Consider the following 21,437-nt stretch of genomic DNA (forward strand, 5'->3'; position numbering starts at 1 on the left):
AACGGCGGGTGGACGGCGTCAGCCGTCGAGCACGAGCCGGTAGCCCATCCCCGCCTCGGTCAGCAGATGCCGCGGCGCCGCGGGATCGACCTCGAGCTTCTTGCGCAGCTGCGACAGATAGAGCCGCAGATACCCGGTGTCGGTCACGTGCTCGGAACCCCAGATGCTCGTGAGCAGCGTCTGCCGTGTGACGAGGCTCCCGGGGTGGCGGATGAGCAGCTCGAGCACCTGCCACTCCGTGGGCGTCAGGCGCACGGGCTGCGGCGATCCGTCGACCTCGCGCGTGACGATGCGGGCCGCGAGGTCGACCGTCACATCGCCGAAGCGCACGGTCGGCTCGGCGTCGTGCGACGGCACGCGGCGCGTGAGCGCCCGGATGCGGGCCAGCAGCTCCTCGATCGCGAACGGCTTCGTGACGTAGTCGTCGGCCCCCGCATCGAGGGCGTCGACCTTGTCGGCCGCGCCCGCCCGCCCCGATACGACGAGGATGGGCGCCTCCGACCATCCGCGGATGGCCTGGATCACCTCGAGGCCGTCGAGCTGCGGCATGCCGAGGTCGAGGAGGAAGAGGTCGGGCCTGCGGTCGACGGCTGCCGCGATCGCCTGCGCGCCGTCGGCGGCGGTGACGACCTCGTAGCCCTTCGCGGCGAGGGTGATGCGGAGGGCGCGGACGAGCTGCGGGTCGTCGTCGGCGATGAGGATCCTCATGAGATCTCCACGCTAGGCGACGCGGGCAGCGACACCACCATGGTGAGGCCGCCTCCCGGCGTGTCCTCGGGGGAGAGGGAGCCGCCCATCCCCTCGGCGAACCCCTTCGAGAGGGCGAGCCCGAGGCCCAGTCCCGTGGTGTTGTCGGTGTCGCCCAGACGCTGGAACGGCACGAACACCTCGTCGCGGCGCTCTGCGGGGATGCCGGGCCCGTGGTCGACGACGCGGATCTCGACGCGTCCCCCGAAGGCGCTCGTCGTCACCCGCACGCGCGACCCCTCCGGCGAGTGGCGGAGGGCGTTGGCGAGGAGGTTCACGAGAACGCGCTGCAGCAGCACGGGGTCGGCCAGCGCGGGCGGCGCCGTGGCATCGAGGTCGAGCTCCACGGCGTCGGGCCCGGCGCCGAGCTCGTCGAGCGCGGGGAGCACGACGTCGGCCGCATCGACGGGCGACACGGAGATGGCGAGGACGCCCGCCTGCAGCCGGGAGACGTCGAGCAGGTCGGTCACGAGCGTCGCGAGCGCCGTGAGGCTCTCGTCCGCCGTCGCGAGCAGCTCGGCCCTGTCGTCGTCCGACAGCGCGGCCCCGGCCATCCGCAGCCCGCCCACGGCCGCCGTCGCCGACGCGAGCGGGCGGCGAAGATCGTGGCTGAGCGCCGACAGGAGGGCGCTCCGCACCCGCTCCGACGCGGCGAGCGGCTCGACCTCGCTCGCCGCCTCCGCGAGGTCGCGCCGGTCGAGCGCCGCCGCCAGCTGCGCGACGACGACGGACAGCAGCCGGCGCTCCGAGGCGCGCAGGTCCGGCCCGTGCAGCTCGAGCGCCGCCCGGTCGCCCACGGGGATGGCCGTGCTGCGCCCGTCGGGGACGGGCTCGCCGCTCGTCGCGACGACCTCGTCGCCCGAGAGGAGGCGCACGCCCGTCAGCCCGAACGCCTCCCGCGCCCGTTCGACGAGCGCCTGGACGGCTCCCTGGCCGCGCAGCACGCTTCCGGAGACGGCGGCGAGCAGCTCCGACTCGGCCGCCGCACGGCGCGCAGCGCGGGTCTTGCGTGCGGCCGTGTCGACGACGACGCTCACGAGCACGGCGATCGTGACGTAGAGGAACAGCGCGAGCAGGTGAAGGGGCTCGTGCACGTGCACCGTGTAGAGCGGGTCGACGAAGAAGTAGTCGAGGGTGAGCCCCGACAGCACGGCGGCGAAGAGGGCGGGCCAGATGCCGCCGACGAGCGAGACGACCACGACGAGCAGCTGGTAGCTCAGCACGTCGCTCGTGATCGACTCGGGGGTGCGCAGCGCCGTCAGCAGCCACGTGAGCAGGGGGCCCGCGACGAGCGCGAGCGCGAAGCCCGCGATGCGGCGCCGCGCCGTGAGCGCCCCGCCCAGGCGAGGCAGCGCGAAGCCGCCGCCCGCCGCGGCGTGCGACACGATGTGCACGTCGATGTCGCCCGACTCCCGGATGACGGTGGCGCCGATCCCCGGCCCCGTGAGGAGGGCGGCGAGCCGGCTGCGGCGGCTCACGCCGATGACGAGCTGGGTCGCGTCGACCGAGCGGGCGAAGGCGACGAGCGATCGGGGCACGTCGTCGCCCACGACCTGGTGCGCCGTGCCGCCGAGCGTCTCCACGAGCTCGCGCTGGCGGGCGAGCGCCGAGGGGTCGGCGGCGCGCAGCCCGTCCTGCGTCGTGACGTGCACGGCGAGCAGCTCGCCGCCCGCCGAGCGGGCGGCGATCCGCGCGCCGCGGCGCAGCAGCGTCTCGCCCTCCGGACCGCCCGTCAGCGCCACGACGACCCGCTCTCTCGCCTCCCACCGGCTGCGGATGCCGTGCTCGGCCCGGTAGGTCTTGAGAGCCTGGTCGACCTCGTCGGCGAGCCACAGCAGCGCGAGCTCGCGCAGCGCCGTGAGGTTGCCGAGCCGGAAGTAGTTCGACATGGCCGCGTCGATGCGCTCCGCGGGGTAGACGAGCCCGCCGGAGAGCCGGTCGCGCAGCGCCGCGGGGGCGAGGTCGACGACCTCGACCTGGTCGGCGCCGCGCAGCACGGCGTCCGGGATGGTCTCGCGCTGCACGACGCCCGTGATACCCTCCACGACATCGCCGAGCGACTCGATGTGCTGCACGTTCACGGTCGAGACGACGTCGATCCCCGCCGCGAGCAGCTCCTCGACGTCCTGCCAGCGCTTCGCGTTCCGCGACCCCGGCGCGTCGGCGTGCGCGAGCTCGTCGACGAGGGCGATGTCGGGCCGCCGCGCGAGCACGGCGTCGAGATCCATCTCGGCGAGCTCCACTCCGCGGTAGGCGACGCGGCGCGGCGGCACCGTCTCGAGTCCCTCGGCGATCGCGGCCGTCGCCGCCCTGCCGTGCGTCTCGACGACCGCGACGACGACGTCGGCGCCCTCGGCGGCCATCCGATGGCCCTCCTCGAGCATGGCGTACGTCTTCCCGACCCCCGGCGCGGCGCCGAGCAGCACCCGCAGCCGCCCGCGTCCGGTCATGTCAGCCCTCCTGCTCGTCCAGCGCGAGATTGAGCGCGAGGACGTCCACCGTCGGCTCCCCAAGGTATCCGAGCACGCGCCCGCTCGTGTGCGCGGCGACGAGGTCGGCGATGACCTCGGGGGAAAGGCCCCGCGCCGCCGCGACGCGGTCGACCTGGATGGCCGCGTAGGCAGGGCTGATGTGCGGGTCGAGGCCGGACGCGGACGCCGTCACGGCGTCGGCGGGGACGGCGCTCGCGGCGACGCCCTCGAAGGCCGCGACCTCGGCGCGGCGCTCCGCGATCGCGGCGACGAGGTCGGGGTTCTCCGGCCCCAGGTTGGACCCGCCGGATGCGGCCGGGTCGTAGCCGGACGCGGACGGCCGGGGCTGGAAGTACTCCGCCAGCGGCTCGCCGTCGGCGTCGGTGAACGACTGCCCGATGAGCGCGGAGCCGACGACGTCGCCGTCGGCATCGGCCACGAGGGAGCCGTTCGCCTGCGCCGGCAGCAGCAGCTGGCCGAGACCCGTGACGAGCAGCGTGTAGCCGACGCCGAGGGCGGCGGTGGCGAGGGCGAGGGTGCGGACGGCGACCCAGAGGGCGCGGATGGTCGATCGCATGGGATGGATGCTCCTGTTCGGATGCGGGTCAGAAACCGGGGAGGAGGCGGACGACGAGGTCGATCGCCCAGATGCCCGCGAAGGGCGCGATGACGCCCCCCACGCCGTAGACGGCGAGGTTGCGGCCGAGGATGCTCGACGCGTCGCCCGCGCGGAACCGCACCCCGCGCAGGGCGAGGGGGATGAGCAGGACGATGACGAGCGCGTTGAAGACGACGGCCGAGAGCACGGCCGACGCGGGGGAGTGCAGTCCCATGATGTTGAGGGCCGAGAGCTGCGGGAAGACGCCCATGAACATGGCGGGGATGATCGCGAAGTACTTGGCGATGTCGTTCGCGATGGAGAACGTCGTGAGCGCGCCCCGCGTGATGAGCAGCTGCTTGCCGATGCGCACGATGTCGATGAGCTTCGTCGGATCGGAGTCGAGGTCGACCATGTTGCCCGCCTCCTTGGCCGCCGACGTGCCCGAGTTCATCGCCACGCCGACGTCGGCCTGCGCGAGCGCCGGCGCGTCGTTCGTGCCGTCGCCCGTCATGGCGACGAGGCGTCCGCCCTCCTGCTCCCTCCGGATGTACGCGAGCTTGTCCTCGGGGGTCGCCTCGGCGAGGTAGTCGTCGACCCCGGCCTCCTGCGCGATCGCCGCGGCGGTGAGCGGGTTGTCGCCCGTGACCATGACGGTGCGGATGCCCATGGCGCGGAGCTCGGCGAACCGGGCTCCGAGCCCGTCCTTGACGACGTCCTTGAGGTGGACGACGCCCAGCAGCCTGCCGTTCCCGTCGGCGTCCTTGACGGCGACGGCGAGCGGCGTGCCGCCCGACCGCGCGATGCCGTCGACGATCGCGTCGAACGGGGCGCGCGTGTCGGACGGCACGCATCGGCCGTCCTCCTCGAGCCAGGCGAGGACGGCCGACCCCGCCCCCTTCCGGATGCGCGTGCCGTCGGCCGCGTCGAGCCCCGACATGCGCGTCTGCGCCGTGAACGGCACGACCTCGCCGGGCGCGGGGGAGACGTCGGCGCCCTGCGTGCTCGCGAGCTCGACGATCGACGCGCCCTCGGGCGTGGGGTCGGCGAGCGACGACAGCGCGGCCATCCGCACCAGCTCGTCCGCGTGGGCGCCGCCGACGGTCTCGAACGCCGCCGCGCGCCGGTTGCCGTAGGTGATGGTGCCCGTCTTGTCGAGCAGCAGCGTCGTGACGTCGCCGGCCGCCTCCACGGCGCGCCCCGACATCGCGAGCACGTTGCGCTGCACCAGGCGGTCCATGCCCGCGATGCCGATGGCGCTCAGCAGCGCCCCGATCGTCGTCGGGATGAGGCACACGAGCAGGGCGACGAGCACGGGGATGCTGACGGGCGCCGCCGCGAACGACGCGATCGGGTTCAGCACGAGGGCGACGACGACGAACACGATCGACAGGCTCGCGAGCAGGATGTTCAGCGCGATCTCGTTGGGCGTGCGCTGACGCGACGCGCCCTCGACGAGCGCGATCATCCGGTCGACGAACGTCTCGCCCGGCTTCGACGTGATGCGCACGACGATGCGGTCCGACAGCACGCGCGTTCCGCCCGTGACAGCGCTGCGGTCGCCGCCGGACTCCCGGATGACGGGCGCGGACTCTCCCGTGATGGCCGACTCGTCGACGCTCGCGATCCCCTCCACGATGTCGCCGTCGCCGGGGATGAGCTCGCCCGCCGAGACGACGACGACGTCTCCGCGCCGCAGCTCGGACGACGGCACCTCCTCGATGTCGACGGGATCGGCGGGGTACGCGGTGAGGCGTCGCGCCATCGTGCTCGTGCGCGTCTGCCGCAGCGTGTCGGCCTGCGCCTTCCCCCGGCCCTCCGCGACCGACTCGGCGAGGTTGGCGAACAGCACCGTCAGCCACAGCCATCCCGCGATGACCGGGGTGAACGACAGCGGCACGGGGGTGCCGCCGGAGGCCTCCGGCCCGCCGAGGAACGGCTCGGCGACGGCGATCGCCGTCGTGAGAGCCGCACCCGCCCAGACGAGGAACATGACGGGGTTGCGCCACTGCGTGCGCGGGTCGAGCTTGCGCACGGCACCCGGGAGGGCGTCGCGCAGCTGCGCGGCCGACAGGCCGCGTGCGCGGGTGCGAGGCGCCGCGGCGGGCGCCTCCTTCAGGATCGTGGTCATCACAGCAGCCCTTCCGCCAGGGGACCCAGCGCGAGAACGGGGAAGTAGGTGAGCGCCGTCACGACGACGATCGTGCCGACGAGCATGCCGACGAAGAGCGGCCGATGGGTGGGGAGCGTGCCGGCCGTCGCGGGGACGGCGGCCTGCGCGGCGAGCGACGCGGCGAGGGCGAGGACGAGCGCGATCGGCACGAAGCGCCCGAGCAGCATCGCGACGCCCAGCGCCGTGTTGAGCCACGGCGTGTTCGCCGTCAGGCCGGCGAACGCCGAGCCGTTGTTGTTGGCGGCCGACGTGAACGCGTAGAGCACCTCGGAGAATCCGTGCACGCCGGGGTTCGCGATCGACGTCGAGGCGACGTCGTCGCGGACGCCGGGGACGGCGAGGCTCAGCGCCGTCCCGACGAGGACGAGCACGGGGGTCACGAGGATGTACAGGCTCGCGAGCGTCATCTCGCGCCGCCCGATCTTCTTCCCGAGGTACTCGGGCGTGCGCCCGACGAGGAGTCCCGCGATGAACACGGCGACGATCGCGATGACGAGCATCCCGTACAAGCCCGACCCGACGCCGCCGGGCGCGAGCTCGCCGAGCATCATGTTGATCATCGGCATCATGCCGCCGAGCGCCGTGAACGAGTCGTGCATGGCGTTCACAGCCCCCGTCGACGTCAGCGTGCTCGTGGAGGCGAAGAGCGTCGAGCCGATCACCCCGAAGCGCGTCTCCTTCCCCTCCAGGGCGCCGCCGGCGAGCTCGGGCGCCGTTCCCGAGCCGGCGAGCTCGAAGGCGGTGAGCGCCGCGAGCGAGACCGTGAAGAGCACCGCCATGGCGGCCGCGACGGCGAGGCCCTGCCGGTCGTCGCCGACCATCCGCCCGAAGGCGCGGGGGAGGGCGAACGGGATGGCGAGCATGAGAACGACCTCGAACAGGCTCGTCCACGGGCTCGGGTTCTCGAACGGATGGGCCGAGTTCGCGTTGAAGAACCCGCCGCCGTTCGTGCCGAGCAGCTTGATCGCCTCCTGCGAGGCGACGGGGCCGCCCGGGATGGCCTGCGCGCCGCCCGAGAGGGTCTGCACCTCCGTGAGACCGGAGAGGTTCTGCACGACTCCGCCCGCGAGGAGCACGACCGCCGCGACGAGGGAGAACGGCAGCAGGATGCGCACGCATCCGCGCACGAGGTCGACCCACACGTTCCCGAGCGTGCCGGACGAGCGCCGCGCGAAGCCGCGCACGAGGGCGACGGCGACGGCCATCCCGACGGCGGCGGAGACGAAGTTCTGCACGGCGAGGCCCGCGGCCTGCACGGTGTGCCCGAGCGTCTGCTCGGGCGAGTACGACTGCCAGTTCGTGTTCGTGACGAACGAGATCGCCGTGTTGAACGACAGGTCCTCCGACGGGGCGGGGAGCCCGAATGCGAGGGGGAGGAGCGGCTGAGCGCGCTGCAGCGCGTAGAGCAGGACGACGCCCACGGCCGACAGCGCGAGCACCCCGCGCAGGTACGCCTGCCAGGTCTGCTCGGAGCGCGGGGACACGCCGACGAGGCGGTACACCCCGCGCTCGACGAGGAGGTCGCGCGGCGACGCGTAGACGCGCGCCATGTAGTCGCCGAGGGGACGGTACAGCACCGCCAGGATGACGGCGACGGTGGCGAGGCCCGCGAGGGCGAGGAGCCACGGCATCAGAACCGCTCCGGCTTCACGAGCGCGATCACGAGGTAGACGACGGCGGACACGCCGAGCGCGGCCGCGATCGCGGCGAAGGCGATCACAGCCGCTCCACCGCCTTCGCGACGAGTCCGACGACGAGGAAGAGGACGAGCGCACCGAGCAGGTAGGCGACGTCGAGCACAGCGACTCCATTCGGAAGGCGTGCGGCCAGCGGGGGCCGGGCGCCCGGTCGGGCGCACGTCCCGATGCAACACCGCCGGCACCGTCGTCTCCCGGGTCCTCACGGAACCCATACGGGAGCGGAGCGGGATCCTCACACGGCGCTCACGGAGCCCCGCCCTGACGCAGCGTCGCGCACGGATGGCGTCGGTTCGCGTCGACGGCCGGCGCACGCGATACTGGCATCCGCGCCATGTGAGCGCGCACATCCGACGAGGGAACGATATGACCACGCACGCCGACGTCTCGGGAACGCAGCACATCCTCCGCGCAGGCGGCTACGAAGCCGCCGTCGCGAGCGTCGGAGCATCGCTCCGCGCCCTCACCTTCGAGGGGCGGGATCTCGTCGTGCCGTTCGCCGCAGCCGAGGTGCGCCCCGCGTACCGCGGCACGACGCTCGCGCCCTGGCCCAACCGCGTCGTCGACGGCCGCTACGCCTTCGACGGCGCGGAGTTCCAGCTCGCGCTCACGGAGCCGGCGCGCGGCCACGCACTCCACGGCCTGCTGTCGTGGGCCGACTTCTCCGTCGTCGCCGAGACGGGCTCGTCCGTGACGCTCGCGGCGACGATCGCCCCGCAGGATGCGTACCCGTGGCGAGTGACCGTGACGACGACCTACGCCCTCGACGCCGAGACGGGGCTCACGCAGACGGTGTCGGCCGCGAACGCGAGCGCGACGCGCGCGCCGTTCGGCACCGGCCCCCACCCCTACCTCGTGGCGGGCGCCGGCGTCGTCGACGACTGGACGCTCGAGCTGCCCGCCGACACCGTGCTCGAAGTCACCCCCGACCGGCTCGCGCCGACGGGCACGGCCTCCGTGTCGGTCGACGCGGATCGGTTCGACTTCCGCGTCGACCGCCCGATCGGCGCAGCCGAGATCGACCACGCGTTCACGGGCCTCGCGCGCGACGCAGAAGGCGCGGCGAGCGTGCGGCTCACCGCCCCCGACGGCGCGGGCGTGCGCATGACCTGGGATGACCGGTGCCCATGGGTCCAGATCCATACCGCCGATCTGCCCGGCGGCGGCTCCGGCCACCGCTCCGGCCTCGCCGTCGAGCCGATGACCTGCCCGCCCGATGCGTTCAACTCGGGTGACGACCTCGTGGTGCTGGATCCGGGCTCATCCCGCGAAGTCGCCGCCTGGACGATCGCCGCGCTCTGACCCGGCCTGTGCTCTCGTCCAACGGATATCCGTTGGACGAGAGCACACCGGAAAACGCGGAATCAGATGTGCGGTCGGCAGGCGGATGGCCTTTCGGTGTCAGTCGTCTCCGCCTTCGGCCTGCGAGGGGTGGTCGTCCTCGCGCGGGTCCGGGGCGCCGAGCGGACGGTCCGGATCCTCTCCCTCCGCCTGCGAGGGGTGGCCGGTGCCCGGGTCGGATGGCCGCTGCGTGTCGCTCATGTCGCACCTCTTCTCATCGGTTGCCTCCATGCAACCGCGCGGTGCGCCATCCCGTGAGGGCCTTGACAAGGCGCGCTTCGACGAGCGCCTCCTCGTCCTCCTCGAGCGCACATCTCCGTGCCGAAAGCCCACCCGTTCACCCGAAATCCGGTGTGCTTTCGTCCAACGGATATCCGTTGGACGAAAGCACACCGGAAAACGCGGAATCAGATGTGGGGTCGGCAGGCGGATGGCCTTTCGGTGTCAGTCGTCCTCCCCCTCGGCCTGCGAGGGGTGGCGGTCGTACCAGACCGGCACCTGCGCGAAGTCGAGGGCATCGGCGTCGAACTCGAGGGTCGCTGCGGGAGCGTTCATGGGATTCTCCTTCGTGTGTTTCCGGTGACGGCTCGGATGAGCCCGTTCAGTAGGCCTGCTCGCGCTGGCCGACGATGAGGTGGATGAGGGCGAAGCGCCCCTCCCGTGTGGCGGAGAGGGCGCCGGCGACGGCATCCGGCACGTCGGCGTCGTGCTCGACCCGGAAGCCCGTGCCCCCGAAGGCGGTCGCCATCGCGGCGAAGTCGGGGTTCACGAGCTGCGTGCCGGAGACGCGACCGGGATGGTGCCGCTCCTGGTGCGTGCGGATGGTGCCGTACTCCTGGTTGTCCATGACGACGACGAGAGGGGCGGCGCCGTGCTGGCGTGCCGTCGCGAGCTCCTGGCCGTTCATGAGGAACTCGCCGTCGCCCGCGATCGTCACGATCTGCCGGCCGGGGAAACGCAGCGCCGCCGTGACGGCCGACGGCACCGAGTAGCCCATCGACCCGTTGCCCGCGCTCACCATGGCCGGGTACGCGCGCGTCGGGAAGTACCGGTGCGCCCAGTTCGTGTGCTCCCCTGCGCCGAAGGTGACGAGGGCGTCGTCGTCGAGCTGCGGCACGAGCACGGCCATGAGGGTGTCCATGCGAGCGGGTCCCGACGCCCCGGCGGCGGGGAGGGCGGCGAAGCGCTCCTGCTGGGCCCGCATCCGCGCGGTCCACGCCGCCCACTGCGGGCGCGCCGGGATGTCGAGCGCGACGAGGTCGCGGACGAACGCGGGCGGCTTCGCGACGATCTGGTGCGAGACGGCACCCGACCGCCCGCGAAGGAGCGGGTCCATCGAGACGAGGAAGTTGCGCCGGTGCCATCCCTGCCGTGCGATGTAGCCGCTCGTGAGGACGTCGCCCGGGACCGTGCCGATGAAGACGAGCAGGTCGGTCTCCTCGAAGAGGTCGAAGGTCGGCTTCGGGCGGCCGTAGCCGATGGGGCCGACGTACGACGGCGAATCGAAGGCGACGACCCCCTCCGTGCGCCATTCCGCGGCGGCCGCGACGCCCTGGCGCTCGAGCCATCCCGTGAGCTGTGCGGCCGACTCGGGGGTCCAGTCACTGCCGCCCGTGACGAAGAGGGGCTTCTCCGCCTGCGCGAGCGCGTCGACGAGGGCCGCGGCGTCGAGGCCGGCGATGCCGCCGCATGCCACGGGGATGGGCGGGTGCACGGAGGCGTCGACGTGCTCGCGGATGACGTCCTCGGGAAGGCCGACGACGACCGGTCCCGGCCGGCCCGAGCGCGCGGCGAACACCGCCTCCGCGACGGTCTCGCTGGCGCGCTCCGCGGAGTCGAGGACGAGCACGCGCTTGGCGCCCTTGTCGAACCAGCCGTGGATGTCGAACTCCTGGAAGGCCTCGCGGTCGCGATGGTCCTTCGGGATGAGACCGACGAAGAGGATGAGCGGCGTCGAGTCCTGCCAGGCGGTGTGGAGCCCGACGAGGGCGTTCGCGGCGCCCGGTCCGCGGGTCACCATGGCGACGCCGGGCAGGTCGGAGAGCTTGCCCTCCGCCTCTGCCATGTACGCCGCTCCGCCCTCCTGACGGCAGACGATCGTCTCGATCGAGGAGGAGTGCAGGCCGTCGAGGACCTCGAGGAAGCTCTCTCCCGGCACGACGTAGGCGCGCGGGATGCCGTGCGCCTCCAGCGAGCGGACGATCGCGTGCCCGGCCGAGACGGTCGGGGGGATCGCCGCGTCGGGCGCGGCGGTCGCGAGCAGGGCGTCTGTCACGGTCACTCCATCGTGCGGGGGCTGAGGTGGTTCCAGAATGCGCCGCGTCGACGTGCGTCGGATGGGCCGTCTCGTGTTAATTTCCGTCGATCTTGATCCCAGGAGAAACCTGATCGGGTGATTGACCTGGTACGTGCATGCAGGAATGCGCTCTCCCGATGGAGCGACCTATCGACCCGCCGACGTGGCGGCGCAGACGGCTTCGCGCGTCACACGCCGTCAGGCGGTGAAACCTCCCGCAACACCGCACCCGCCCGCGCCGCGGACCTTCCATACTCGGGAGGGCCGGAGACGCCGGCCCCGACGCGGAGGAGCAGCATGACCGAGACGGCACTCGAGGCGCCCGCGATCGACGCGCGCCGCTTCCGCGACGCGCTGGGCCACTACGCCTCGGGCATCACGATCGTGACGGGTCACGACGGGGCAGAGCCCATCGGGTTCACGTGCCAGTCGTTCTACAGCGTCTCGGTCGATCCGCCCCTCGTCTCCTTCAGCGTCATGAAGACGTCCACCACGTGGCCCCGCATCCGCGAGACCGGCCGCTTCGCGGTCAACGTCCTCGAGAGCGAGCAGATCGGCGTCTCCAGCCAGTTCGCGCGCAAGGGCACGGACAAGTGGGCCGGCATCGACTGGAACGCCGCCGCATCGGGCGACCCAGTCATCGCGAGCACCCTCATGTGGGTCGACGCCGAGCTGTGGGCCGAGTACGACGCGGGGGACCACTGGATCGTCGTCGGACGCGTCGTCGAGCTCAGCCCCGAGGACTGGCACGGCGAGGGCACGCCCCTCCTCTACTTCAAGGGCGAGTACCGCCACCTGCACCGCGAGGACGAGTCCTCGTACCGCATCTGATCAGCCGTCCCACCGGCGCAGGAGCATCGCGATGGCCTGGCCGCCGCCGATGCACAGCGTCACGACGGCGAGCTCGAGATCGCGGCGGTGCAGGTCGAGGGCGGCGCGCACCGTGAGGATGGCGCCCGTCGCGCCGACGGGGTGGCCGAGCGCGATCGCGCCGCCATACGGGTTCACCCGCTCGGGATCGAGGCCGGCGTCGCGGATGACGGCGACCGCCTGCGCGGCGAACGCCTCGTTCACCTCGAACACGTCGACGTCGTCCGCGGCGAGACCCGTGCGCTCCCAGAGCCGCAAGAGCGCGAGCACGGGGGCGTAGCCCATGAGCGCGGGGTCGATGCCGGCCGTCGTGACCGCCTCGATCGTCGCGAGTCCGCGCAGCCCCCTCTCCCGCGCGTCGGCCTCGCGCAGCAGCACGGTCGCCGCCGCGCCGTCGTTGACGCCCGAGGAGTTGCCGGCCGTCACCGAGCCGCCCTCCTGGAAGGCGGGTCGCAGCCGCGCGAGCGCCTCCGACGTCGTCTCGGGGCGGGGATGCTCGTCATGCGCGACCTCGACGGGGGAGCGCCCGGCCGTGCGCACGGCGACGATCTCGTCCGCGAACGCGGCCTGCGCGCCATCCGACGCCGCGCGCCGCTGGCTCTCGAGGGCGAAGGCGTCCTGCTCGGCCCGCGAGACGCTGTAGCGCTCGGCGACGTTCTCGGCCGTCGTGCCCATGTGGCGGCCGCTGAACGGGTCGACGAGGTAGGCGAGCGTGCCGTCCTGGAGCGCGCGATCGCCGAGCCGCGCATTTCCGCGCTCTCCGTACGCCAGAAAGGGCGTCCGCGACATGCTCTCGTCGCCGCCGGCCACGACGACGTCGACGCCGCCCCAGAGCAGCTCCTGCGCGCCCGACCAGATCGCCTGGACGCCCGACCCGCACAGCCTGTTGACGGTCAGCGCCGGCACGCGGTCGGGCAGTCCCGCCGCGAGGGCGACGCGTCGCGCGTTGTAGGCGTCGGGGCCGTACTGGCCGACGCAGCCCATCACGACCTCGTCGACGTCGGCGCCGTCGACCCCTGCGCGTCGCAGCGCCTCGCTCACGGCGGCGGCGCCGAGCAGGTGCGCGTCGGTGTCGGCGAAGACGCCGCCGAACGACCCCACGGGCGTGCGCGCTCCTGCGGCGATGACGACCTTCTCGCGCATGCGGCCCGTGCCGTTCACCCGCCCGCAGATCCCGGCACGTGGCGCTCGTCGGGGCCGACGTAGGCCGACAAGGGGCGGATGAGCGCGTTCGCGGCCTGCTGCTCGAGGATGTGCGCCGTCCATCCGGTCACGCGCGCGGCCGCGAACAGCGGGGTGAACGTCGCGGTGTCGAACCCCATCAGGTCGTAGGCCGGCCCCGACGGGTAGTCGAGGTTCGGATGGATGCCCTTGCGGGCGACGAACTCGCGCTCGAGCGCGTCGCTCAGCGCGAGCACGTCGGGGCGCCCGACGTGCTCGGCGAGCGCGACGAGTGCGTGCTTCATGGTCGGGACCCGTGAGTCGCCGTTCTTGTAGACGCGGTGCCCGAAGCCCATGATCCTGCGCTTCTCGGCGAGGGCGCGGTCGAGCCATGGCCCGACCTCGTCGGGCGTGCCGATCTCGCGGAGCACGTGCATGACGGCCTCGTTCGCGCCGCCGTGCAGCGGCCCCTTGAGCGCGCCGATGGCGGCGGTGACGGCCGAGTACAGGTCGCTCAGCGTGGAGGCGACGACGCGGGCGGTGAACGTCGACGCGTTGAACGAGTGCTCGGCGTAGAGGATCATCGAGCGCTCGAAGGCCGACACCACGACGGGGTCGGCCTCCTCGCCGAACGTCATCCACAGGAAGTTCGCCGCGTAGTCGAGGTCGTCGCGCGGGTGGACGGGGCCGAGCCCGCGCCGGCGCCGCTGCCCGTAGGCGACGATCGCGGGCAGGGCGGCGAACAGCCTCACGCTGCGCGCGAGGTTGTCGTCGTGCGATCCGCTCGCGTCGAGGACCGTGCCCGTGCCCGCGAGGTCGTCGGCGCCGAGCGCGCTCACGGCCGTGCGCACCTCGTCCATGGGATGCGCGCCGAGCGACGTGAGGTCGACGATCGCCTTGACGTCGGGGGCGAGGGGGCGGTGCCGGCGCTCCTCGGCCCGCAACGCGGCCAGTTCGTCGCCCGTCGGCAGCTCGCCGTGCCAGAGCAGATGCGCGACGGCCTCGAACGGCTGCGTCTCGGCGAGCTCCTGCACGGGGTAGCCGCGGTACAGCAGGCTGTTCGTCTCGGGGTTGACCTTCGAGATCGCCGTCTCGTCGACGACGACCCCCGCGAGGCCCCTCCTGATCTCGTCCGTCATGTCCGCTCCTTTGCGTCGTGTCCCGTGCGTCGCGCCGGTCAGCGCTCGACCGTGAAGTCGAACACCCCCGCGTCGAATCGGCTGTAGCCCTGGTAGTCGATCAGGTCGTAGAGGTCGGCGCGGTGCTGCATGGCGCCCAGCTGCGTGTCGAGGGCGCCGTCGGCGAGCAGCGTGTCGAGCGCGCGCTCCGCGGCGCCCATGGCCATCCGCAGCAGCGAGACCGGCCAGATCGCCATCCGCACGCCGGCGGCCCGCAGCTCGTCGACCGTGAACAGCGCGCTCTTGCCGAACTCGGTCATGTTCGCGAGCACGGGCACGTCGAGCGCCGTGGCGACGGCCTCGAACTCGCCGAGGCCGCGCAGGGCCTCGGGGAAGACCGCGTCGGCGCCCGCGTCGACGAGCGCCTTCGCGCGGTCGATCGTCGCCGCGAGGCCCTCGACGGCACGGATGTCGGTGCGCGCCATGATGAGGAAGTTCGCATCGCGACGCGCATCGGCGGCGGCGCGGATGCGCTGGGTCGCGGTGGCGAGGTCGACGACCTCCTTCCCGTCGAGGTGGCCGCAGCGCTTGGGGTTGACCTGGTCCTCGATGTGGGTTCCCGCGAGACCGGCGTCTTCGAGGGTCTGGATGGTGCGGGCGACGTTCATGGGCTCGCCGAAGCCCGTGTCGGCGTCGACGATCGCGGGCAGCTCGGTCATGCGCGCGATCTGACCCGCGCGCTGCGCGACCTCGGTGAGCGTCGTGAGGCCGATGTCGGGCAGGCCGAGGTCGGCCGACAGCACGGCGCCCGAGATGTACACCCCGTCGAAGCCCTTGCGCTCGATGAGCCGTGCCGAGAGCGGGTTGAACGCGCCGGGGAGCCGCAGCAGCTCGCCCGAGGCGAGCGCATCGCGGAACAGGCGCCGCTTCTCGTGCGCGGGGGTCTGCGCGTACAGCATCAGCGGTCTCCTTCCGACGTCGACGCGGGTGGGAAGCCGCCGCCGTCGCGGACACACCGCAGGAGATCCCGGTCCGATCCGTGTGCGGAAACGCCTCCCGGCTCCCGAGCGCCCCGGATCTCCTGCGCCGTGCACGCGGTCATCAGAACAGCCCCCTCGGCGACGGCACGGAGTCGAGCACGCCGGCGCGGGCGACGAGGGAGAGGTCGGCGACCTCGGCCGGTGCGAGCTCGGGCAGACGTCGGGCGAGGTCGAGGAAGCGCTCGATCTCGGCTGCGTCGAGCACGGGCTCCGCGAGCCTGCGGAACTTCCTCTCGTAGTCGGCGCGCGCGAACGGCCGGGCGCCGAGGGGATGGGCATCGGCGACGGCGATCTCGTCGCCGATCGTCGAGCCGTCGGCGAGGGCGATCTCGACGCGGCCGCCGAACGCCTTCTCGTCGGGGTCGTCGGAGTGGTACCGCCGCGTCCACTCGTCGTCGAGCGCCGTCGTCACCTTCTGCCACAGGGCGACCGTGTCGGGCCGCGCGGCGCGCTCGGGCGCATACGAGTCGACGTGGTGCCATCCGCCGTCCTGCAGAGCGACGGTGAAGATGTACGGGATCGAGTGGTCGAGCGTCTCGCGCGATGCCGTCGGATCGTACTTCTGCGGGTCTCCCGATCCCGAGCCGATGACGACGTGCGTGTGATGCGAGGTGTGCAGCACGATCGAGCGGACGTTCTCGGGGTCGCGCAGCTCGGGGCTCTCGGCGCCGAGCCGGCGGGCGAGGTCGATCCACGCCTGCGCCTGGTACTCGGCGGAGTGCTCCTTCGTGTACGAGTCGAGGATGGCGCGCTTGGGCTCCCCCGGAGCGGGCAGCGGCACGGAGTATCGGCCCTCGGGCCCGTCGAGGAGCCACGCGATGACGCCGTCCTCGCCCTCGTAGATCGGCGACGGGCTCGTCTGCCCGCGCATGGCGCGGTCGACGGCCTCGACGGCCATCTTGCCCGCGAACGCGGGCGCATGCGCCTTCCACGTCGAGATCTCGCCCTTCCGCGACTGCCGCGTCGCGGTCGTGGTGTGGAGGGCCTGCCCGACGGCCTGGAAGATCGTCTCCGTCGCGAGACCGAGCAGGGTGCCGATGCCCGCGGCGGCCGAGGGGCCCAGGTGCGCGACATGGTCGATCTTGTGGCGGTGCAGCGAGATGGCCCGCACGAGGTCCATCTGGATCTCGTATCCGGTCGCGATGCCGCGCACGAGGGCCGCGCCATCCGCCCCGACGTGTTGCGCGACGGCGAGGATCGGCGGGATGTTGTCGCCCGGGTGGGAGTACTCCGCCGCCAGGAACGTGTCGTGGTAGTCGAGCTCGCGCACGGCGACGCCGTTCGCCCACGCCGCCCATTCCGGGCTCGTGCGGGCGTCGAGCGCGCAGCCCGTCACGGCCGCGCCGTGGCCGCCGCGCGAGACGGGATGGTCCATCGCCTGCGCGCGTGCCGACACGACGGGCGCCCGCGTGAGCGACGCGGCGGCGACCGCGGCGTTGTCGATGACCCGGTTGATCACCATGTCGACGGTCTCGTCCGGGACCGCGACCGGGTCGGCGGCGACCTCCGCGATCCTCCAGGCGAGCTGCTCCTCGCGCGGCAGCGGCTCGTCGCTGCGGTACGTGCGGACGGGGTGGACGACGGTCATCGGCGGGCCTCCGGGGTCGTGAGGGGATGTCTCCAGCGTGCCACGCGCGCGGGGAGCGCGGTCATCGCGGCGGCATCCGGATGGCGCCGTCGAGGCGGATGGTCTCCCCGTTGATCATGGGGTTGGCGACGATGTGCGCCGCGAGGGCCGCGTACTCCTCCGGCCGGCCGAGACGGGAGGGATGGGGGACGGCCGCCGCGAGGCCGGCGCGCACGTCGTCGGGGAGGGCGGCCAGCATGGGCGTGTCGAACGTGCCGGGCGCGATCGTCGCCACGCGGATGAGCTTCGAGGCGAGGTCGCGCGCCGCGACGATCGTCATGCCCGCGACGCCCGCCTTCGACGCGGAGTAGGGGATCTGGCCGATCTGGCCCTCGAACGCCGCGACGGACGCCGTCAGCACGCACACGCCGCGCTCGCCGTCGAGGGGATCGTTCGAGGCCATCCGCGCCGCCGCGAGGCGGAGCACGTTGAAGGTGCCGACGAGGTTGACGCGCACGACCCGCTCGAACGCCTCGAGCGAGCCGGGGGAGCCGTCGCGCTCGACGACGCGGACGGGGGAGAGCACGCCCGCGCAGTGCACGAGCGCACGCAGGGGGCCGTGGGCGACGGCGGCGTCGAGCGCCGCGTCCACCTGCGCGTCGTCGACGACGTCGGCGGGGACGAAGGCGCCGCCGATCTCCGCCGCCGCCCGGTCGCCCGCGGAGGCCGGGAGATCGAGCACGACGACGTGCGCCCCCTCCGCAGAAAGGCGTCTCGCGGTCGCGAGGCCGAGGCCCGACGCGCCTCCCGTCACGACAGCGGATGCGCCCGCGAGCTCCATCGCCCCACCCGTTCCCTCCTCGGCGCCTCGTGGGCGCCTGGGTCGTCCGGGCGCCGCGTCGCGCCCGTCTCCGACGCTACCCCGGTGGCCGTCGTCGGGGGAAGGGGCGGCACGTGGCAGGATGGCCGGGGCCGCGTCAGAGGGGATGCGGCCGAGAGGGGAACCCCATGGACGACGTGCTGCTCGAGGTCGCCGACGGCGTCGCGACGATCACGATGAACCGCCCGGAGCGCCTCAACGTCCTCGACATCCCCGTCGCGACCGCGCTCGCCGACGCCGCGCTCCGTGCCGCCTCGTCTGGCGCCGAGGTCGTCGTCGTCACGGGGTCGGGGCGCGCCTTCACCGCGGGCGGCGACGTGCAGGCTATGGCGGGCGCGGACGACAGGTCGGCGTACATGCTCGACCTCGTCGGTGCGGCGAACCGCGCCATGGAGGCGCTCGCCGCCATCCCGCAGCCCGTCGTGGCCCGCGTCAACGGAATCGTCGCTGGGGCGGGGATCGGGATCCTCCTCGCGAGCGACATCGCGGTCGCGGTCGAGGGGGCGACGTTCACCCCCGCCTACGGCGCGATCGGCCTCGTGCCCGACTGCGGGGCGACGGCGCTGCTGCCGCGCGCGATCGGCGGGCGCCGTGCGAGCGACCTGCTGCTGACCGGCCGGCGCATCGACGCCGCGACCGCCCTCGACTGGGGCCTCGTCGAGCGGATGGCCCCGGCCGACGGGCTCGATGAGGCCGTCGGCGACGTCGTGTCGTCCATCCGCCGTGCCGGGCCCACGGCGCCGGCCGCGACGAAGGGCCTGCTCTCGGCAGGCGGGTCGTACTCCGACGCGCTCGCCGCCGAGCGCGCGCTCATCGCGCGCGAGGCGGCGACCCCGTTCTCGATCGCGCGCGTGGCGGCGTTCGCGCGGACGTAACGGGCGGCGCCGCTAGCACCGCGCACGCGTGCGTGTCAATCGGATGGCCCGGTGCCGATCCGTGCGCCTACCGTGCGATCACCGACGGAAGGAGCTGTCATGGCCGACGAACTGCCTCCCATCAACGAGTGGTGGCCGCACCTCTCGATCGACACGCGGAACGTGCTGCTGGAGTACCCCTCCGCGCCGCTCGTCGGAACGGTGCGCCAGGAGATCGCGAACGCGACGGGCGCACTGATCGACGACGGCGCGACGCTGAGCGAGCGCGACGTGCAGTACATCCGCACTCAGACGGAGCCCGTCGACTGACGGGTTCGCGCATCGGGGCGCCCGGCGGCCGTGTGAGGACCGCCCGGCGCCCCTTCCGCGCTGATAGCAGGCGGCAGTCGCGGATGGCAACCCCGTGGGAGAGCGTGCGCTCGTCGGCCTAGCGTCGCACGCGCACGTTCCGATCGAAGGAGGACGCATGAGCCAGACCGCACTTGAGACGCCGGAGGACCTGCTGCGCATGCAGCTGCGCACGGCACTCACGATGGAGCACGACTCGCTCGCCGCCCTGGGCGAGCTGGAGGAGGCGTCCGTGTCAGCGGACGTCAAGAAGCTCTTCCGCCACCACGCCGACGAGACGCGGCAGCAGATCGACAACCTCGAGAAGGTGTTCCGGCTGCTCGAGCTGCCGGAGTCGACCGCGGCGTCGCCCAGCACGAAGGGCATCAGCCGTCAGGCCGAGACGCTGCTCGGGAAGGCGGCGAAGCCCCTGCGCGACCAGATCGCCCTGTCGGCGGCTCTCGGCAACGAGCACTACGAGATGGCCGCGTACCAGGGCATCATCATCCCCGTCGAGGCGCTGGGGGCGACGGACGCCCTCGCGCTGCTGACCGAGAACGCCGAGCAGGAGATCCACACGAGCGAAGAGCTGGCCACGCGCCTGCGCGAGCTCGTCGGCGCCTGATCAGCGTTCCGTCACGGCACCCGCGTCGACCTCCCACCGGCGGTCGACGCGGGTGTGCTGCAGCATGCGGCGGTCGTGCGTGACGAGGAGCAGGGTGCCGTCGTAGGCGTCCAGCGCCTGCTCGAGCTGCTCGATCGCCGCGAGGTCGAGGTGGTTGGTCGGCTCGTCGAGCACGAGGACGTTGACGCCCTCGGCCTGCAGCACGGCCATGCCGGCTCGTGTGCGCTCGCCGGGTGAGAGGGCGCCGAGCGGCCGGTCGACGTGATCGGCCTTGAGTCCGAACTTCGCGAGGAGCGTGCGCGCCTCGGCGCCGGCGAGCGACGGCACGGCCGCCTCGAAGCGCGACAGCAGCGGACCGTCGCCGCGCAGCAGGGCCCTCGCCTGGTCGATCTCGCCGATGCGCACGCTCGCACCGAGGCTCGCCGCGCCCTCGTCCGGCGCGATGCGCCCGAGCAGGCCCGCCAGCAGCGTCGTCTTGCCCGCGCCGTTGGGGCCCGTGATGCCGATGCGGTCGCCGCCGTCGACCTGCAGCGAGACCGGTCCGAGCGCGAAGGACCCTCGTCGGAAGACCGCGTTCGACAGCGTCGCCACGACGCTCGATGAGCGAGGGGCGCTCCCGATGGAGAACTGCAGCTGCCATTCCTTCCGCGGCTCGTCCACCTCCTCCAGGCGCGCGATCCGGCTCTCCATCTGACGGACCTTCTGGGCCTGCTTCTCCGACGACTCCTGCGAGGCGCGCCGGCGGATCTTGTCGCTGTCGGGCGCCTTGCGGAGCGCATTGCGGACACCCTGGCTCGACCACTCGCGCTGCACGCGCGCCCGGGCGACGAGGTCGGCCTTCTTGTCGGCGAACTCGTCGTACGCCTCGCGGGCATGGCGTCGAGCCGTCGCGCGCTCCTCGAGGTACGCCTCGTATCCGCCGCCGTACACCCGGTGCGAGGCCTGCGGCAGATCGAGTTCGAGCACGCGCGTGACGCACCGGGAGAGGAACTCGCGGTCGTGGCTGATGAGCACGACGCCGCCGCGGAGCCCGTGCACGAACTGCTCCAGGCGCGCGAGCCCGTCGAGGTCGAGGTCGTTGGTCGGCTCGTCGAGCAGCACGATGTCGAACCGCGAGAGCAGGAGCGCCGCGAGGCCGACGCGCGCGGCCTGGCCGCCCGAGAGCGAGGTCATGAGGGCCGTCTGCGCCGTCTCTCCGTCGAAGGGGAGGCCCAGCTCGGCGAGCACGGCGGGGATGCGCTCGTCGAGGTCGGCGGCGCCGCTCGCGAGCCAGCGGTCGAGCGCGGCCGCGTAGGCGTCGGCGTCGGCCGCCTCGGGGTCGGCGAGCGCGGTCGCCGCGGCGTCCATGTCGGCGGTCGCCTGCGCGCACCCGGTCCGCCTCGCGAGATAGGCGGCGACGGTCTCGCCCGGCACGCGCTCGTGCTCCTGCGGCAGCAGCCCCACGAAGGCGTCGGGCGGTGAGATCGCGACCGTTCCCGCCTGGGGCGCGAGGACGCCGCCGAGGATCCGCAGCAGCGTCGACTTGCCGGCGCCGTTGACGCCCACGACGCCGACGACGTCCCCGGGGGCGACCGTGAGGTCGACGCCGTCGAAGAGCGTGCGGTGGCCGTATCCGCCGGCGAGGCCGCCGGCGACGAGGGTCGCGGTCATC

The 21,437-nt window shown here is 73.0% G+C and carries 19 protein-coding genes; 5 read left to right on the forward strand and 14 right to left on the reverse strand.

Annotated features, from left to right (window positions below; all coding sequences use genetic code 11):
• Positions 1-18: 18 nt before the first annotated feature.
• Genes ABD998_RS10605 through ABD998_RS10630 form a run of 6 tightly spaced genes read right to left on the reverse strand, consistent with a single transcriptional unit; the run spans position 19 to position 7,709 of the window.
• On the reverse strand, positions 19-708 hold the full coding sequence (locus ABD998_RS10605; RefSeq protein WP_345438883.1) for a response regulator: 690 nt from the start codon (positions 706-708) through the stop codon (positions 19-21).
• Complete coding sequence (locus ABD998_RS10610) at positions 705-3,197, reverse strand: ATP-binding protein (RefSeq protein ID WP_345438885.1); 2,493 nt, start codon at positions 3,195-3,197, stop codon at positions 705-707. Before ABD998_RS10610 ends, ABD998_RS10605 begins: the two co-directional genes overlap by 4 nt.
• A 1-nt stretch (position 3,198) precedes the next feature.
• Positions 3,199-3,795 carry a potassium-transporting ATPase subunit KdpC gene (kdpC, locus tag ABD998_RS10615; protein WP_345438887.1) on the reverse strand — a complete coding sequence of 199 codons (597 nt, stop codon included), beginning with the start codon at positions 3,793-3,795 and terminating at the stop codon, positions 3,199-3,201.
• A gap of 28 nt (positions 3,796-3,823) precedes the next feature.
• Positions 3,824-5,947 (reverse strand): potassium-transporting ATPase subunit KdpB, encoded by a 2,124-nt coding sequence (gene kdpB, locus ABD998_RS10620; protein ID WP_345438889.1) that lies wholly within the window; start codon positions 5,945-5,947, stop codon positions 3,824-3,826.
• A complete protein-coding gene (gene kdpA / locus ABD998_RS10625; protein ID WP_345438891.1) occupies positions 5,947-7,620 on the reverse strand; it encodes a potassium-transporting ATPase subunit KdpA in 1,674 nt (557 codons plus the stop codon). The genes kdpB and kdpA overlap by 1 nt, the downstream gene beginning before the upstream one ends.
• Positions 7,620-7,709 (reverse strand): potassium-transporting ATPase subunit F, encoded by a 90-nt coding sequence (locus tag ABD998_RS10630; RefSeq protein ID WP_345438893.1) that lies wholly within the window; start codon positions 7,707-7,709, stop codon positions 7,620-7,622. The genes kdpA and ABD998_RS10630 overlap by 1 nt, the downstream gene beginning before the upstream one ends.
• Positions 7,710-8,052: 343 nt before the next feature.
• Between ABD998_RS10630 and ABD998_RS10635 the strand changes: the two genes are divergently transcribed.
• The gene (locus ABD998_RS10635; RefSeq protein WP_345438895.1) at positions 8,053-8,988 is read left to right on the forward strand and encodes an aldose 1-epimerase family protein; all 936 of its coding nucleotides are present in this window, start codon (positions 8,053-8,055) and stop codon (positions 8,986-8,988) included.
• A gap of 99 nt (positions 8,989-9,087) precedes the next feature.
• Here the strand turns inward: ABD998_RS10635 and ABD998_RS10640 are convergent, their stop codons facing one another.
• Together ABD998_RS10640 and ABD998_RS10645 are read right to left on the reverse strand one after the other, a co-directional pair.
• Positions 9,088-9,228 (reverse strand): hypothetical protein, encoded by a 141-nt coding sequence (locus ABD998_RS10640; RefSeq protein ID WP_345438897.1) that lies wholly within the window; start codon positions 9,226-9,228, stop codon positions 9,088-9,090.
• Between the two features lie 400 nt (positions 9,229-9,628).
• Positions 9,629-11,302 (reverse strand): thiamine pyrophosphate-dependent enzyme, encoded by a 1,674-nt coding sequence (locus ABD998_RS10645; protein WP_345438899.1) that lies wholly within the window; start codon positions 11,300-11,302, stop codon positions 9,629-9,631.
• 318 nt (positions 11,303-11,620) lie between these two features.
• On the opposite strand from ABD998_RS10645, the gene ABD998_RS10650 reads away from it, so the two are divergent.
• Positions 11,621-12,154 carry a flavin reductase family protein gene (locus ABD998_RS10650; RefSeq protein WP_345438901.1) on the forward strand — a complete coding sequence of 178 codons (534 nt, stop codon included), beginning with the start codon at positions 11,621-11,623 and terminating at the stop codon, positions 12,152-12,154.
• Here the strand turns inward: ABD998_RS10650 and ABD998_RS10655 are convergent, their stop codons facing one another.
• From ABD998_RS10655 to ABD998_RS10675, 5 genes are all read right to left on the reverse strand, one after another.
• The gene (locus ABD998_RS10655) at positions 12,155-13,336 is read right to left on the reverse strand and encodes a thiolase family protein (RefSeq protein WP_345439115.1); all 1,182 of its coding nucleotides are present in this window, start codon (positions 13,334-13,336) and stop codon (positions 12,155-12,157) included.
• A gap of 14 nt (positions 13,337-13,350) precedes the next feature.
• A complete protein-coding gene (locus tag ABD998_RS10660; protein ID WP_345438903.1) occupies positions 13,351-14,493 on the reverse strand; it encodes a bifunctional 2-methylcitrate synthase/citrate synthase in 1,143 nt (380 codons plus the stop codon).
• A 38-nt stretch (positions 14,494-14,531) separates the two neighbouring features.
• Entirely contained in the window at positions 14,532-15,431 is a 900-nt protein-coding gene (gene prpB, locus ABD998_RS10665) for a methylisocitrate lyase (protein ID WP_345438905.1), read from the reverse strand.
• 142 nt (positions 15,432-15,573) lie between these two features.
• Positions 15,574-17,100, reverse strand: coding sequence for an MmgE/PrpD family protein (locus ABD998_RS10670; RefSeq protein WP_345438907.1), 1,527 nt, complete (start codon positions 17,098-17,100; stop codon positions 15,574-15,576).
• Between the two features lie 61 nt (positions 17,101-17,161).
• On the reverse strand, positions 17,162-17,920 hold the full coding sequence (locus tag ABD998_RS10675; protein ID WP_345438909.1) for an SDR family NAD(P)-dependent oxidoreductase: 759 nt from the start codon (positions 17,918-17,920) through the stop codon (positions 17,162-17,164).
• A gap of 167 nt (positions 17,921-18,087) precedes the next feature.
• Here ABD998_RS10675 and ABD998_RS10680 point away from each other — a divergent pair, with 167 nt between their 5' ends.
• The 3 genes from ABD998_RS10680 to ABD998_RS10690 all read left to right on the forward strand — a co-directional run bounded on the left by ABD998_RS10680 (position 18,088) and on the right by ABD998_RS10690 (position 19,786).
• Positions 18,088-18,834 (forward strand): enoyl-CoA hydratase/isomerase family protein, encoded by a 747-nt coding sequence (locus ABD998_RS10680; RefSeq protein WP_345438911.1) that lies wholly within the window; start codon positions 18,088-18,090, stop codon positions 18,832-18,834.
• 99 nt (positions 18,835-18,933) lie between these two features.
• Positions 18,934-19,143: a hypothetical protein gene (locus tag ABD998_RS10685; RefSeq protein WP_345438913.1), complete on the forward strand. Its 210-nt coding sequence runs from the start codon at positions 18,934-18,936 to the stop codon at positions 19,141-19,143.
• Between the two features lie 157 nt (positions 19,144-19,300).
• Positions 19,301-19,786, forward strand: a complete 486-nt coding sequence (locus ABD998_RS10690; protein ID WP_345438915.1) for a YciE/YciF ferroxidase family protein — start codon at positions 19,301-19,303, stop codon at positions 19,784-19,786.
• Here ABD998_RS10690 and ABD998_RS10695 read toward each other — a convergent pair whose 3' ends face one another.
• Positions 19,787-21,436 carry an ABC-F family ATP-binding cassette domain-containing protein gene (locus ABD998_RS10695; protein ID WP_345438917.1) on the reverse strand — a complete coding sequence of 550 codons (1,650 nt, stop codon included), beginning with the start codon at positions 21,434-21,436 and terminating at the stop codon, positions 19,787-19,789. It abuts the gene before it with no gap.
• Position 21,437 lies beyond the last annotated feature (1 nt).

It is taken from the genome of Microbacterium gilvum (genome assembly GCF_039543865.1).
GTDB lineage: Bacteria > Actinomycetota > Actinomycetes > Actinomycetales > Microbacteriaceae > Microbacterium > Microbacterium gilvum.